Annotated in this window: 29 protein-coding genes; 28 read left to right on the top strand and 1 reads right to left on the bottom strand. The window is 69.8% G+C overall.

What is annotated here, in order from left to right:
* On the top strand, positions 1-186 hold a 186-nt coding region (locus ACLBX9_RS18340), incomplete at its 5' end, for a hypothetical protein (RefSeq protein ID WP_447719960.1).
* A 227-nt stretch (positions 187-413) separates the two neighbouring features.
* Here the strand turns inward: ACLBX9_RS18340 and ACLBX9_RS18335 are convergent.
* On the bottom strand, positions 414-680 hold the full coding sequence (locus tag ACLBX9_RS18335) for a hypothetical protein (RefSeq protein WP_447719959.1): 267 nt from the start codon (positions 678-680) through the stop codon (positions 414-416).
* A 500-nt stretch (positions 681-1180) separates the two neighbouring features.
* On the opposite strand from ACLBX9_RS18335, the gene ACLBX9_RS18330 reads away from it, so the two are divergent.
* From ACLBX9_RS18330 to ACLBX9_RS18200, 27 genes are all read left to right on the top strand, one after another.
* On the top strand, positions 1181-1480 hold the full coding sequence (locus ACLBX9_RS18330) for a hypothetical protein (protein WP_447719958.1): 300 nt from the start codon (positions 1181-1183) through the stop codon (positions 1478-1480).
* The gene (locus ACLBX9_RS18325) at positions 1480-1710 is read left to right on the top strand and encodes a hypothetical protein (protein ID WP_447719957.1); all 231 of its coding nucleotides are present in this window, start codon (positions 1480-1482) and stop codon (positions 1708-1710) included. The genes ACLBX9_RS18330 and ACLBX9_RS18325 overlap by 1 nt, the downstream gene beginning before the upstream one ends.
* The gene (locus ACLBX9_RS18320) at positions 1710-2123 is read left to right on the top strand and encodes an HNH endonuclease (RefSeq protein ID WP_447719956.1); all 414 of its coding nucleotides are present in this window, start codon (positions 1710-1712) and stop codon (positions 2121-2123) included. The genes ACLBX9_RS18325 and ACLBX9_RS18320 overlap by 1 nt, the downstream gene beginning before the upstream one ends.
* Entirely contained in the window at positions 2120-2398 is a 279-nt protein-coding gene (locus ACLBX9_RS18315; protein WP_447719955.1) for a hypothetical protein, read from the top strand. Before ACLBX9_RS18320 ends, ACLBX9_RS18315 begins: the two co-directional genes overlap by 4 nt.
* 1 nt (position 2399) lies before the next feature.
* Entirely contained in the window at positions 2400-2774 is a 375-nt protein-coding gene (locus ACLBX9_RS18310) for a helix-turn-helix domain-containing protein (RefSeq protein WP_447719954.1), read from the top strand.
* Position 2775: 1 nt separating this feature from the next.
* Entirely contained in the window at positions 2776-3063 is a 288-nt protein-coding gene (locus ACLBX9_RS18305) for a hypothetical protein (protein ID WP_447719953.1), read from the top strand.
* Positions 3060-3440 carry a hypothetical protein gene (locus ACLBX9_RS18300; RefSeq protein WP_447719952.1) on the top strand — a complete coding sequence of 127 codons (381 nt, stop codon included), beginning with the start codon at positions 3060-3062 and terminating at the stop codon, positions 3438-3440. Before ACLBX9_RS18305 ends, ACLBX9_RS18300 begins: the two co-directional genes overlap by 4 nt.
* Positions 3437-3829: a hypothetical protein gene (locus ACLBX9_RS18295; RefSeq protein WP_447719951.1), complete on the top strand. Its 393-nt coding sequence runs from the start codon at positions 3437-3439 to the stop codon at positions 3827-3829. Before ACLBX9_RS18300 ends, ACLBX9_RS18295 begins: the two co-directional genes overlap by 4 nt.
* Positions 3829-4092 carry a hypothetical protein gene (locus tag ACLBX9_RS18290; RefSeq protein WP_447719950.1) on the top strand — a complete coding sequence of 88 codons (264 nt, stop codon included), beginning with the start codon at positions 3829-3831 and terminating at the stop codon, positions 4090-4092. The genes ACLBX9_RS18295 and ACLBX9_RS18290 overlap by 1 nt, the downstream gene beginning before the upstream one ends.
* Positions 4092-4418 carry a hypothetical protein gene (locus ACLBX9_RS18285; protein WP_447719949.1) on the top strand — a complete coding sequence of 109 codons (327 nt, stop codon included), beginning with the start codon at positions 4092-4094 and terminating at the stop codon, positions 4416-4418. Before ACLBX9_RS18290 ends, ACLBX9_RS18285 begins: the two co-directional genes overlap by 1 nt.
* Positions 4415-4591 (top strand): hypothetical protein, encoded by a 177-nt coding sequence (locus ACLBX9_RS18280; RefSeq protein ID WP_447719948.1) that lies wholly within the window; start codon positions 4415-4417, stop codon positions 4589-4591. Before ACLBX9_RS18285 ends, ACLBX9_RS18280 begins: the two co-directional genes overlap by 4 nt.
* Complete coding sequence (locus ACLBX9_RS18275) at positions 4588-5430, top strand: hypothetical protein (protein WP_447719947.1); 843 nt, start codon at positions 4588-4590, stop codon at positions 5428-5430. The genes ACLBX9_RS18280 and ACLBX9_RS18275 overlap by 4 nt, the downstream gene beginning before the upstream one ends.
* Positions 5408-5788: a helix-turn-helix domain-containing protein gene (locus tag ACLBX9_RS18270; RefSeq protein WP_447719946.1), complete on the top strand. Its 381-nt coding sequence runs from the start codon at positions 5408-5410 to the stop codon at positions 5786-5788. The genes ACLBX9_RS18275 and ACLBX9_RS18270 overlap by 23 nt, the downstream gene beginning before the upstream one ends.
* Positions 5788-5991 carry a hypothetical protein gene (locus tag ACLBX9_RS18265; protein ID WP_447719945.1) on the top strand — a complete coding sequence of 68 codons (204 nt, stop codon included), beginning with the start codon at positions 5788-5790 and terminating at the stop codon, positions 5989-5991. The genes ACLBX9_RS18270 and ACLBX9_RS18265 overlap by 1 nt, the downstream gene beginning before the upstream one ends.
* Complete coding sequence (locus ACLBX9_RS18260) at positions 5988-6347, top strand: hypothetical protein (protein WP_447719944.1); 360 nt, start codon at positions 5988-5990, stop codon at positions 6345-6347. The genes ACLBX9_RS18265 and ACLBX9_RS18260 overlap by 4 nt, the downstream gene beginning before the upstream one ends.
* Positions 6344-6709 (top strand): hypothetical protein, encoded by a 366-nt coding sequence (locus tag ACLBX9_RS18255; RefSeq protein WP_447719943.1) that lies wholly within the window; start codon positions 6344-6346, stop codon positions 6707-6709. Before ACLBX9_RS18260 ends, ACLBX9_RS18255 begins: the two co-directional genes overlap by 4 nt.
* Positions 6706-7071 (top strand): hypothetical protein, encoded by a 366-nt coding sequence (locus tag ACLBX9_RS18250; protein WP_447719942.1) that lies wholly within the window; start codon positions 6706-6708, stop codon positions 7069-7071. The genes ACLBX9_RS18255 and ACLBX9_RS18250 overlap by 4 nt, the downstream gene beginning before the upstream one ends.
* Positions 7072-7127: 56 nt before the next feature.
* Entirely contained in the window at positions 7128-7589 is a 462-nt protein-coding gene (locus ACLBX9_RS18245; protein WP_447719941.1) for a hypothetical protein, read from the top strand.
* Entirely contained in the window at positions 7582-7809 is a 228-nt protein-coding gene (locus ACLBX9_RS18240) for a hypothetical protein (protein WP_447719940.1), read from the top strand. Before ACLBX9_RS18245 ends, ACLBX9_RS18240 begins: the two co-directional genes overlap by 8 nt.
* 2 nt (positions 7810-7811) lie before the next feature.
* Positions 7812-8015: a hypothetical protein gene (locus ACLBX9_RS18235; protein ID WP_447719939.1), complete on the top strand. Its 204-nt coding sequence runs from the start codon at positions 7812-7814 to the stop codon at positions 8013-8015.
* Positions 8012-8230, top strand: coding sequence for a hypothetical protein (locus ACLBX9_RS18230; protein ID WP_447719938.1), 219 nt, complete (start codon positions 8012-8014; stop codon positions 8228-8230). The genes ACLBX9_RS18235 and ACLBX9_RS18230 overlap by 4 nt, the downstream gene beginning before the upstream one ends.
* Positions 8227-8451 (top strand): hypothetical protein, encoded by a 225-nt coding sequence (locus tag ACLBX9_RS18225; protein WP_447719937.1) that lies wholly within the window; start codon positions 8227-8229, stop codon positions 8449-8451. The genes ACLBX9_RS18230 and ACLBX9_RS18225 overlap by 4 nt, the downstream gene beginning before the upstream one ends.
* A gap of 1 nt (position 8452) precedes the next feature.
* The gene (locus tag ACLBX9_RS18220; protein WP_447719936.1) at positions 8453-9400 is read left to right on the top strand and encodes a phage Gp37/Gp68 family protein; all 948 of its coding nucleotides are present in this window, start codon (positions 8453-8455) and stop codon (positions 9398-9400) included.
* Between the two features lie 19 nt (positions 9401-9419).
* Positions 9420-9779 carry a hypothetical protein gene (locus tag ACLBX9_RS18215; RefSeq protein WP_447719935.1) on the top strand — a complete coding sequence of 120 codons (360 nt, stop codon included), beginning with the start codon at positions 9420-9422 and terminating at the stop codon, positions 9777-9779.
* On the top strand, positions 9776-10105 hold the full coding sequence (locus tag ACLBX9_RS18210; protein WP_447719934.1) for a hypothetical protein: 330 nt from the start codon (positions 9776-9778) through the stop codon (positions 10103-10105). The genes ACLBX9_RS18215 and ACLBX9_RS18210 overlap by 4 nt, the downstream gene beginning before the upstream one ends.
* 6 nt (positions 10106-10111) lie before the next feature.
* Entirely contained in the window at positions 10112-10501 is a 390-nt protein-coding gene (locus tag ACLBX9_RS18205) for a hypothetical protein (RefSeq protein WP_447719933.1), read from the top strand.
* Positions 10498-10668 (top strand): GapR family DNA-binding domain-containing protein (locus ACLBX9_RS18200; protein ID WP_447719961.1); only part of this gene is annotated, 171 nt, incomplete at its 3' end. The genes ACLBX9_RS18205 and ACLBX9_RS18200, both read left to right, overlap by 4 nt.

Genomic DNA, 10668 nt, shown 5'->3' with positions numbered 1-10668 from the left:
GTGTCCGTCACGCAGCGCCGCGAGGCCGTGCGCGTCTACGCGGTGCTGGCGACGACGGCAGACGAGGCACTGGAGGCGATCGCGCTCTCCGCGCCGCCGCGGGCGAAGCTGGAGATCGTGGGCGGCCTGTCGCGCGACATGGCCCGTCGCATGGGCCTCAAGGCAGGAGAGCTACGCCTGGTGTGATGCGCTGGAGAACGGCACGGCCCAAACTTCACGTGTGCGACCGACGTATAGCTTGTCCATCCAGGTGAATGTGCGTGACTGTGATCGGCCTAAGCTCGCACGGTCGGGCCGGCGCAGTTCTTCCCGTACCGGGTCGGTGTTTCGCGGGCTTCAAAGTAACGCCCTGACGCTCGCGTATTCTGAGACTGACTGCGCCCTGCCGCCCGCCGGCGTGCGGGGCGCCTCTTTCAGAACGGCAGCTGATCCGCGAACCCGGCAGGCACCTTCCCGAAGATCGCCAGGGTCACCGGCTCTCCGCCATCGTCGTAGTCTGGATCCACGACCGTACGGGTGAAGGCGGCCGCGCCGATGGCCCGGCCGAGGCTGACGCGCTCTTCGGCCACCCGGCAGGCCTCCTCGGGCGCCTTGCAGTCGATGCGGTTGCCGAGGGCGAGCTTGCCCTTCACCAGAACGAACAACTGGACGCTGTGAGCGACGATGGGCTTTAGGGCCATGGTGGCTGCTCCTGTTAGTAGCTAATCCTCAAAATGGAAGTATGTCTCCTGCTTCCGGCGGTACCCTACCGAACTCTGCAATAGTGATTGGGTCACCCATCCCGCCGAATTCCCCGTTGCTGTGCCTGCAAAATGCAACTGCTCCGGAAGAGTCTCCGCGGGCGACGCTTCGTTCTGCAAGGCGACGAGCCTCATCGGCGGTTCTGCATTCGGTGAGGCGATCTCTGCTCCAACACCCCTGATTGACCTCTTGGAATTGCTGAACGGCGAAGTGAACGCTTCGGCGCATTGAGGCTCCCTGTCCGACCACAACCAGAGGCTGCCACGAACCGAACAAAAGGCGAACAGAAAATACCAGCGGCTAGCTGAGGCTGTGGATGAGTGTGGACAGTTGTTAAATCGGGGCGCGAGGCAGTCGGCATAATATGCCGAAACGGTATTGACTGAACATACCACAACGGTATTTTTAGGCCCTCGCCTCCCGCGATGGAGCCTTTGCCGTGCTCACCGCCAACCTCGACCGCCACCCTCTGCCTCTCCCCCGCGGCACCCGCATCGGCCGCCCCCGTGCCGACGGCTCCCTCATCCCCGGCACCATCCTCGGTCCCGCCTTCGGTGAGGGCTTCTACTGCGCCGAGCTGAGGGGCGAGGCTGGACCAGAGATCGTCTGCCTCCACGTCGGCGAGGTCCTGGTCGATCCGGTGTTCGCGGATCTCCGAACGGCGGCGGTGGCGCTGCGGGGCATGGACGAGCGCGCCGCGTCGGTCGTTCGGCCGCGTCGTGTCGCAGGTGCGTTCTGATGCCCGCCCCGACCCTTATCGCTCGCTTCGCTCGCGGTTCTCGCTCCGAGGCCGAGCGCACGGTCTACGATGGCCTCGACCTCATCGCCGGCGTCGCCCAGGCCATGGAAGGCCGTAAGGCCGCCGACACGGCCGAGAACGCCCGCGCGCTCGCCGACATGCTGGAAGCGGGCACCGCTCGCCTCGTGGCCGCGCGTCGCCTGTTCCTCGGGCGGGCGGAGCGGCGGTGATGCGGGCGCTCCGGATGAACTTCCCCAGACGGGTCCGTGAGGCCGCCCTGGAGCGTGCTCAGGCTCGCTGCGAGCACGTCGATCCGGACGGCAACCGCTGCCCCTGCGCGCTCCATCCCGGCCACTACGAGTTCGCCCACATCGTCGCCGACCGCATGGGCGGGCGCCCGACGCTCGACAACTGCGCGGTCTGGTGCACGCCCTGCCATCGCGCCGAATACGCCGCCGACGCCGCCAAGATCGCCCGGCAGCGCCGCCTGGAGAAGCGCGAGCGCGGCACCAAGGCGCCGTCCCGCCCGATGGTCGGCTCGACCTTCTTCCGGACCTCCCGCGGCCTTGATGGCTTGGTGCGCGACCGCGCCACCGGCGCCGTCCTGTCCCGCCGCGGCGTGATCGACGTGAGGGACTTGTGATGGCCGCCCGCGCCCGCCGCCAGCCGGCGCCCGAGCCGGCGTCCGTCCTCGCTCCAGTCCAGCCCGAGCCCGGCAACTTTCGCCTGGAGCAGCTCGGCTTCTGCCAGTGCCGTTTCCCCAGCGCGGCGGTAGAGGGCGAGCACCGCTTCTGCGGCCGGTCGACCACGATCGGCGGCGCCAACCGGCACGGCTCCTGGTGCGACGAACACCTGCCCGTCGTGTTCGAGGCCTGGCGCCCGGGCGGCCAGGTCCTGCGCCGCGCGGGGAGGGCCTGACATGCCCGGTCGCCGCTTCACCGACGCCCAGCGCGAGCAGATGGCCGAACGCCGCGAGGCGGGCGACAGCTACGCCAAGATCGGCCGCCGGTTCGGGTGCTCCGCCTCGAACGTCTACTGGATCTGCCTCGCGCTCGGCGCCGATCATCCGAAGGCGCGCGTGACCCCGGCGACCGCACCCGGACCCGCGGTGGTCCAGCGCGGCGATCACGCCGTCCGTCGGTTCTCACCGGACGAGGACGCCCGCCTGCTCGCCCTCGATGCCGAGGGCCTGGGCAACACCGCGATCGGCAAGGTCCTGGGCCGACCCGCCAACTCCATCCGCGGGCGGCTGATGACGCTCGCCCGCCGCGAAGCCCGAGCGGAGGCCGCCTGACATGCCCCACCCAAAGGAGCACCCGCTCGCCGGCCGCCGCGTCGTCCAACACCGCCACCTGCGGACGGGAGAGACGGTCTACGTGATCGACTGGGTCGACCGCCTGCCGGGCGGCCTCGCCCTGCTGCACCCGGACCATCCCGTCGCTCGAGACTTCCGGCATCGCGTCGCGGTCCTCGACCTCCACGCCTCCGGCGCCGTCCTCGCCCGCTCCACCGCCGGCCTCACGCTCGTCCACCACGCCGAGCTGCCGTCCTACGATCCTGTGCCGGTGGGAGTGATCTCGTGAGCGACCGCGCCTTCCTGGGCGTCCTCGCCCATCTCGACCCTCGGGCTCCCGGCCAGACCATGCTGGTCACCGTCGCCCTCCCGCGTGGCGAATGCGACGCCGTCGTCAAGGCGCTCGGCGCCCCGGATCCGGAGCTCGGGCCCCACGTCGCACTGCTCCCCTGCCTGCGCCCGGACCATCCGCGCAGCGATGACGACGCGGTGCTGCTCGCCGCGCTGCGGACCGTGAACCGGCTGCTGGCGGCAGGACCTCCACGCCTCAGCCACGAGCTGCTGCACGAGCTCGGCGCGCTCCAGGCTGCGACCGCCGGGCGCGCGCGGCGCCGCCTGGACTGCACCGCTCCCCCTTCTCCCGCCGAGCTCCGGAGTGACCGATGACGAGCCTCACGCCGCAACGCGATACGCTCACACGCGTCCTCGCTGAGGCGCGATCCGCGTCGGAGCAGCGGCCTGTGGCCGATGCGGTTGAGGCGATCGAACGCCGCCTGTGCCTCGATCTTATGGAGGTCGCGCTCCTGCCGTGCGCCGACATGATGGATCTCGCCGTGCCGATGCACGACATCCAGGCCCGGTTGGAGAACGCCTTCGCCAACGTGATCGTCAGTCACAGCCTGTCGCTGTCTGCGGGCGACAGGGACGAGGCCACGCAGATCGCAGGGGCGACCCTGCTCAATCTGAGCCAGCGGGTGCAGCGCGCGATCGAGAACAACAATCCGTCGGTGTCGGTGCAGCGCGCGGTCGATCGCGTGCAGACGGGAGCCGCCTGATGGGCGACGGTTCCAACCGCACCGCCGAGCTGCTCGACCGGATCGCTGCCACCCTCGGCGTGCCGGTTGAGGCCTTCACCGCGCGGCCCAAGCCGGCCGCTTCGAGCAATCCGGTGGTCGACCAGGTCGCGGCGCTGCTGGTCGATCCGGACGGCTGGCGCCTGGCCGTCGCCTTCGAGGCGCTGCCCTCGCAGTTCCGGCGGTCGCTGGCCGACATCGCCGAAGCGATCCTCGCCTCCTCCAGCAGGTCGGAGGCTGCCTGATGTCCGGCCCCTCACACGAGCCGCTGCGGCACCCCAGGACGGGCGAAACCTACGCCGTTCTGCGGGAGCGCGCCCGGACTATGCGCCAGGAGACCGGCGCAAGCCTGGGCGCGATCGCCACTGCCCTCGACGTCACCAAGGTCGTCGTCTCCAAATGGGTCCGCGATCTGCCGGACCACGCGAAGGTCTGCCGCCTCAACGTCGTCGCCCATCACAGGCGGCGGCGCCTGTACCCGCGTGGGACGGCGAGCCTCGTGACCGCGCTCAGGCTCCAGGGTGTTCCTCAGGCCGAGCGCATCCGCCTCGCGCGGGAGGCGGCGCGATGAAGTCCGTCGCCGCCCCGCTCGCCTGCGCCATGGGGATCATCGTCCTCTTCCTCGTCCTGGGGATCGTGCTGATCCCGGTCCTGGACGCCGAGCTGCGGCGGGCGACGGCTCGGCGGGCCGCGGCGCTCGCGAAGCTCGCTCAAGCGCAGGAACGGAAGGATCGCATCGCGTGACCAAGCTCAGACCGATCGCCGCTCTGAATTTCCCGGACATCGAGCCCGATCAGGCGCTCGGGCCGGCCCCGCGCCTGACCCTCGTGTCGCCGACGGATCTCCTGGTGGATGAGAGCTATCAGCGGGACCTGTCCCGCCAGTCGGTCGAGCTCATTCGCCGGATCGTCGGCTCTTGGCGCTGGCGCGCGTTCAAGCCGCCGATCGTCGTGTCGACGGAGGATGGGCTGCACGTGATCGACGGGCAGCACACCGCGATCGCCGCGGCCACGCACCCGGAGATCCGGGAGATCCCGGTGCTGATCGTCGAGGCGGTGGACCAGCAGAGCCGCGCCGAGTCCTTCGTCCGGCACAACCGCGACCGCCTGCAGATCACCGGCACGCAGATGCACCACGCTCTGGTGGCGGCCGGCGATGACACCGCGCTGACGATCGAGCGGGTCTGCCAGCGCGCCGGCGCCCGCGTCGTCCGCTACGCGACCCAGAGCGACCGCTGGCTCGTGGGCGACACGATGGCCGTGGAAGCCCTGCGCGGCCTCGTCCACCGCCGGCACGCCAAGGGGGCGCGCGAGATCCTGCAGGTCTGCGTCGAGGCCCGTATGGCGCCCGTCACCGCGGCGTTCCTCAAGGCGGTTGAGGCGATGCTGTTCGCCCAGGAATACGCCGGCTCGGTCCTGGCGGCCGACATCGCGACGACGATCCGCGCGATGGGCCCGCAGGCCGAGAAGGAAGCCGTCGTGCTCGCGGTCGCGCAGCGCCTTCCACGGTGGCGCGCGCTCGCCGCCATCCTCTTCCGCAACACCAGAAAGGTTCGGGGCCATGGACGTCGAGCGGCGGCTTGAGGTGGTGGAGCAGGAGAACCTGCTGCTCCGGGAGCGGGTCGCCTTCCTGGAGGCGATCCTCGTCGACTGCGCACGGCTGCCCATGGAGTGGGGACTGACGCAGCAGGAGACCCGCGTGTTCGGCGCCCTCGTGAACCGCGAGTTGGCAACGAAGGACACGGTCATGGCGGCGCTCTACAGTGACCGCGCCGGTGCTGAGGGCGAGGTTGAGCCGAAGATCGTCGACGTCTTCGTCTGCAAGATCCGCAAGAAACTGAAGCCGTTCGGCGTCGAGATCCGCACGGTCTGGGGTCAGGGATATACCCTCGATCCAGAGACGAGGGCTGCCTACCGGCAAGCATCGAAAGCGGCTGCGTGATGGCCGATACCCTCGCTGCCGCACTTCCCCGAGAGATGGTCCGCGTCACCTCGATCATCGCGGAGTACCGCAAGGTCGAGATGGGCTTCATCGCCGCCGCGCTGATGGAAGCTTCCGTCGAGCGCGCCCAGACAGCGATCGAGTCGGGCGACGTCGTCGCGATGCTCCGGGCCTACCACGACCTGAAAGGGTACGAGCTGTGAGCGCACGGACCCTGCAGCAGCCGCGCGATCGCATCGCCGAGTTCCCCCGCCTGCGCCTGACGCCGCAGCAGTTCGAAAACCTATCGGACTACAGCGCCAGCTACCCCACGGGCACGACACCCGGGAAGATGTGGCGGCGCCTCGACGGCGTGTTCGATCACGCCTTCATCCGGGCTGGCGGCCAGCCGTACTGGATGGTGATGCAGTACGATCCGGCGGCGCACTCTGACGCCGAGATCGAGCGCATGACGGCGCGCGGTGAGCCGGTACCGACGCGCATCAAGATCCTGCGGTTCAAGCCCGTGATCGTGCTGCGCGCCGATGCACGGCCCTCGGCTGGCAAGGTGGCGGCATGACGAAGCGCGCACCCAAGCTCCCGCCGCCAACTTGTCAGGAGCGCGAAGCCGCGGCAGTCGCCGCCGAGGCCCTGGCCGCCGCTCTCGCCGATCCCACGACCCGGGGCGAGCGCAGCGTCGCGTTCCTCGACTTCAGCAACCTGCGCCGCGGCGAGTGCCACATCACCTGGTCGAACCTCCCCGGCTTCCTCCAGGTCAACGATCGCTATGCCCATGCCTGTCTCCCGGGCTGGGAATACACGAAGGCCGAGATCGCCGCGGAGATGATCCCGGATCTGCGGGCGCTCGCCGTCCATGGCGTGCGGCCGTGTCTGGCGACGAACGGTGAGGCATCACCCGACCTGTTCGGAGTGATGTCGTGACAAGCGTGCCCCACAGCATGCTCCTTGGGCCGCCGGGACTCGGCGGCATTCGGATCTTCGCCAGCGAGCTCATGCCGACCGACACCGTCGAGGACTGGTCGGAGGTGCGCTCACCCTCGCGGGCCGCTCGCCGCCGCCGCCAAGGCCACTGCCAGCGGATCGCCTACCGCGAAGTGCCGCGGCGCGAGATCCTCTACGTCGAGGCGCAGAACGCGATGTTCATGCACCCCGTCGTGCTCGCTGAATTCGAGATCGCGCTGCAGCGCCGATCCACCGTCGATGAATACTGGACGGCCGTGAAGGAGGCGCTGCTCGACGTGGGATGCCGGCAGGCAGCCGCCAGCATGGGAGCGCGCCTATGAGCACAATCGCACGGAACACAGCGGCAACAGGCCATCGAGACTTGATCGAACGGGACATGGGCGCCTCGGAGACGCCGAACGGAGGCGGAACGGCGGTGCCGCCGGAGATCTCCGAACTCCTAGCGCATCCGGCACCCGAGCGCTTCGATGGAGCCGAGGCCTGGGCGAAGCTGCCGCCCGAGGTCCAGGCCGAGATCGGCGCGATCGCGCTGGAGATGGCGGCCGCCGCCAGCCTGCACGACCGGTGCTGCCAGGATGACCTGCCGGAGATCTACCACCGCGCCGGAGACGCGGCGCTCGTCGAGCTCTGGCGCGATCTTCAGGCCGCGACGTCCGATGCGCTGCCCGAGGGCGCCTTCGAGGCTTCGGACGGCCGGCTGCCGCGCATCCCCTCCATCCTCGGCGGCGTGTGCCGCGTCTGCGGCTGCTCGCAGAACGATGCGTGTGATGAGGGCTGCGGCTGGGCGGCTGAGGACCTGTGCACCGCGTGTGTCGAGGGAGGTCACGATCATGGGTGAGAGCAAGCGCCGGCCGAGCGTCGCCGACCTGTCCTACGAGGCCCAGCAGCGCATCGAGGCGATGAAGAGCCAGCTGCTCATCGCCCTCGTGAACCGCCTGGGCGGCTCGCTCACGATGCCGGTCGATGAGGTGGACGGCACGGCCGCCTTCAACCTGCTCATGGGCGCCGACGACGTGGCGCGGACCTTCACGTTCCGAGTCGAGCGGAAGGAGCGGTGAGCATGGCCGAACCCACTATCACCCACGCGATGATCGAGGCGGCCGCCGCGGCGATCGCGAACGCCCGGGCCGGACGGCGGGGCTCGCCGCCGATCAGCAACGTCCTGGAGACGCTGAAGCGGCTCATGCCTCAGCTCCATGACGAGGTCCTGGAGGATGCCGAGGCTGCGCTGAAGGCGGCCCTGGCGCCGGAGGCCGGTCGATGAACGCGCGTGTGCCTCGCCCCACGAAGTGGAGGATCGCCGCCCTGATCGACACCAGCCGAACCGTCGATGGCGCCTTTCCCTACCGTCACGGCCCGCAGGGCTACGTCGAGACCATCGGCTGGTGCGGCATGGCCAACAAGGACGGTCGGGTGATCGCCTTCGACACACCCGAAGAGGCTGAGGCCTGGATCGACGAGAGGAAGGCGCTCGCATGAAGCTCACCCTTGGACCCACCGACCGCATCGAGGCCGTCCAGGGCACGCCCTGCCGGGTGTGGTCCGGGACGACGGACGCCGGGACCCCGGTCCTGGCCTGGATCCCCGCCGTCCAGCCGCAGACCCACGATCCGGACGAACTCGCCGCCTTCGAGGAAGCGCTTCGCGAGATGCCCTATCGGCGCCAGCTCGCGTCGTTCGACCTGCGGATGGTGGACTGACGTGGCCGATCGCACCGCCATCGAATGGACCGACGCCACCTGGAACCCGATCACGGGATGCTCCGTGGTCTCACCGGGCTGCACCAACTGCTACGCGATGAAGCTCGCCGGCACGCGGCTGCGCCATATCCCGTCCCGCGTCGGCCTGACAGTCGAGACGAAGGCGGGCCCGGTGTGGAACGGGCAGGTCCGCCTCAACGAGGGGTGGCTGTTCCAGCCTCTCCGTTGGCGCGAGGCGCGCCGGATCTTCGTCTGCGCACACGGCGATCTGTTCGCCGAGAATGTCCCGGACGCCTGGATCGATCGCGTGTTCGCCGTCATGGCGGGCGCGCAGCAGCACACCTTCCAGGTGCTGACGAAGCGCTCGGCGCGGATGCGCGAGTATCTGACCGCGTTGCCTGAGCGGATCCGCACGCTCGACTGCGACAGCACCCTCGACTTCGTCAGCCTTCCGCTCCCCAATGTCTGGCTGGGCATTTCGGCCGAGGATCAACGTCGGTGGGATGAGCGCCTGCCGGACCTGGAGCGGACGCCCGCAACCGTCCGCTTCGTGTCGGCTGAACCGCTGATCGCCCCCATCGACCCACACGACCAGCTCGTGCGGCAGCAGAACGGATTTGCGAACCGGATCGACTGGGTAATCGTGGGCGGAGAGAGCGGGCCCGGCGCCCGGCCGATGCATCCGGATTGGGCGCGCCAGATCCGCGATGCGTGCGCCACGGCTGGGGTGGCCTTCCACTTCAAGCAGCACGGCGCCTGGGCCGCCCTGGAGGACGATGGCGGCCTTTGGCCCGAGGATGCCGGCGGCTGCATTCGCCTGCGGCCGGATGGGTCCCGGGGGCCGAATGGCTGGCCCATGCAGCTCGTCGGCAAGAAGTACGCCGGCCGCCTCCTGGATGGCGTGGAGCACAACGGCTTCCCCGCATCACCCGTCGACCATCCCCTGTAGCGTCTGAGGAGATCCGCCCATGCCGTCGCCGTCTCTCGTCCACGCCGCCCGCAAGGCTCCGGATGCGCGCGCCCAGATCTTCCGCATGGCCCGACTCATGGTCGAGCGAAAGAATGGCCCGGAGGGCGCCTGCACCGTCGCCCACTTGTTCCAGCAGGGCTTCACGGAGGCGGAAGTCCACGCCTACCGCGATCCTGCCCGGGCGCTGATACGGGGCCTGCCGCTGGTGGGAGATCCGCCCGGTCGGCGCGAGGCCGAGGCGGCGGTGGAGGCCGTACGGGAGATCCGGTTCGCGCGAGTGGCCGGACGCTACTTGGCGCGCCGCGCTTGGGCACCGCCTGTCGTGCGCGAGACGGCTGGCCATGAGGCGGCGCCATGAAGACGCGCCTCCTGGTCCTGGCGGCCGACCGCGATCCTCTCGTGCGCATCGTCGACATGGCCGGCGACCCAGGGCTGGCCGAGCTGCGCGACGTGCTGGAGCCGATCCTCGGCGGGCGGCCCGAGCACGTGGCCGTGCTCCACGAGGGCCGGCGCGCCGACATGTTCGTCCACAAGGACGGGCACGGCGCAGGCCTCACCCGCAACGAGGCAGCGACCGCGATCTACCGCGCCTCGTGGCTCGAACGGCACCCGGCCGACCATCCCGAAACCCTGCCCTGGATCGCCGGCCCCGCCGTCGTCTTCGGCCGCACCGTGTGGAGCTGAAGCGCCATGGCCTCGACCAAGTACAAGGATCTTGCGGTCAGCACCGCCGCGGCCGCGAGGCGCAAAAGCGAGGGCCGGCCAGCCCGCGATGGCACCTCGGCTGTCGGACGGCGGATGCTGCTCGACATCACGGAGGTGACGACGATCGGCTTCGGTGAGCTGCTCGACATGACCGACGATGTCGCCCTCAGCAGCGCAGTGGCCCTACGTGCCAACGCCGGCGCGGTGGCCAGCCTCACGCTGACCCTGGCCAACGGCGACGATGCCAAGGCCCTCGGCCTCCTGCCTGTCGTAATCGGGGAGATGGAGCGGATCGCGCGGGAGCGGATCGGCGCCGACCCCGCGCTGCGGACGACCGGTGAGGTGGATAGGTCGAGCGCCGAGGCATCGGCATGACCGCCGGCCTGTCCACCGCGGGCGACGTCTCCTCCGCCGAGGGCGTCGCGGCCGACGAGCTGAAGCAGTTCATCGAACGCCTGGAGCGGCTGGAAGAGGAGAAGGCCGGCATCATGGGCGACATCAAGGAGGTGTTCGCCGAGCTCAAAGGCCGCGGCTTCGACGCC

The sequence above is a fragment of the Methylobacterium sp. A49B genome, from assembly GCF_053346215.1.
This window is presented reverse-complemented; position numbering and strand designations above follow the sequence as displayed.

What these genes read in the sequence shown, in the direction of transcription:
- ACLBX9_RS18335 (WP_447719959.1), bottom strand. Translation starts at nt 680, where the DNA reads ATGGCCCTAAAGCCCATCGTCGCTCACAGCGTCCAGTTGTTCGTTCTG.
- ACLBX9_RS18325 (WP_447719957.1), top strand. Translation starts at nt 1,480, where the DNA reads ATGCCCGCCCCGACCCTTATCGCTCGCTTCGCTCGCGGTTCTCGCTCC.
- ACLBX9_RS18320 (WP_447719956.1), top strand. Translation starts at nt 1,710, where the DNA reads ATGCGGGCGCTCCGGATGAACTTCCCCAGACGGGTCCGTGAGGCCGCC.
- ACLBX9_RS18310 (WP_447719954.1), top strand. Translation starts at nt 2,400, where the DNA reads ATGCCCGGTCGCCGCTTCACCGACGCCCAGCGCGAGCAGATGGCCGAA.
- ACLBX9_RS18305 (WP_447719953.1), top strand. Translation starts at nt 2,776, where the DNA reads ATGCCCCACCCAAAGGAGCACCCGCTCGCCGGCCGCCGCGTCGTCCAA.
- ACLBX9_RS18295 (WP_447719951.1), top strand. Translation starts at nt 3,437, where the DNA reads ATGACGAGCCTCACGCCGCAACGCGATACGCTCACACGCGTCCTCGCT.
- ACLBX9_RS18290 (WP_447719950.1), top strand. Translation starts at nt 3,829, where the DNA reads ATGGGCGACGGTTCCAACCGCACCGCCGAGCTGCTCGACCGGATCGCT.
- ACLBX9_RS18285 (WP_447719949.1), top strand. Translation starts at nt 4,092, where the DNA reads ATGTCCGGCCCCTCACACGAGCCGCTGCGGCACCCCAGGACGGGCGAA.
- ACLBX9_RS18280 (WP_447719948.1), top strand. Translation starts at nt 4,415, where the DNA reads ATGAAGTCCGTCGCCGCCCCGCTCGCCTGCGCCATGGGGATCATCGTC.
- ACLBX9_RS18270 (WP_447719946.1), top strand. Translation starts at nt 5,408, where the DNA reads ATGGACGTCGAGCGGCGGCTTGAGGTGGTGGAGCAGGAGAACCTGCTG.
- ACLBX9_RS18265 (WP_447719945.1), top strand. Translation starts at nt 5,788, where the DNA reads ATGGCCGATACCCTCGCTGCCGCACTTCCCCGAGAGATGGTCCGCGTC.
- ACLBX9_RS18255 (WP_447719943.1), top strand. Translation starts at nt 6,344, where the DNA reads ATGACGAAGCGCGCACCCAAGCTCCCGCCGCCAACTTGTCAGGAGCGC.
- ACLBX9_RS18245 (WP_447719941.1), top strand. Translation starts at nt 7,128, where the DNA reads ATGGGCGCCTCGGAGACGCCGAACGGAGGCGGAACGGCGGTGCCGCCG.
- ACLBX9_RS18240 (WP_447719940.1), top strand. Translation starts at nt 7,582, where the DNA reads ATGGGTGAGAGCAAGCGCCGGCCGAGCGTCGCCGACCTGTCCTACGAG.
- ACLBX9_RS18235 (WP_447719939.1), top strand. Translation starts at nt 7,812, where the DNA reads ATGGCCGAACCCACTATCACCCACGCGATGATCGAGGCGGCCGCCGCG.
- ACLBX9_RS18230 (WP_447719938.1), top strand. Translation starts at nt 8,012, where the DNA reads ATGAACGCGCGTGTGCCTCGCCCCACGAAGTGGAGGATCGCCGCCCTG.
- ACLBX9_RS18225 (WP_447719937.1), top strand. Translation starts at nt 8,227, where the DNA reads ATGAAGCTCACCCTTGGACCCACCGACCGCATCGAGGCCGTCCAGGGC.
- ACLBX9_RS18215 (WP_447719935.1), top strand. Translation starts at nt 9,420, where the DNA reads ATGCCGTCGCCGTCTCTCGTCCACGCCGCCCGCAAGGCTCCGGATGCG.
- ACLBX9_RS18210 (WP_447719934.1), top strand. Translation starts at nt 9,776, where the DNA reads ATGAAGACGCGCCTCCTGGTCCTGGCGGCCGACCGCGATCCTCTCGTG.
- ACLBX9_RS18205 (WP_447719933.1), top strand. Translation starts at nt 10,112, where the DNA reads ATGGCCTCGACCAAGTACAAGGATCTTGCGGTCAGCACCGCCGCGGCC.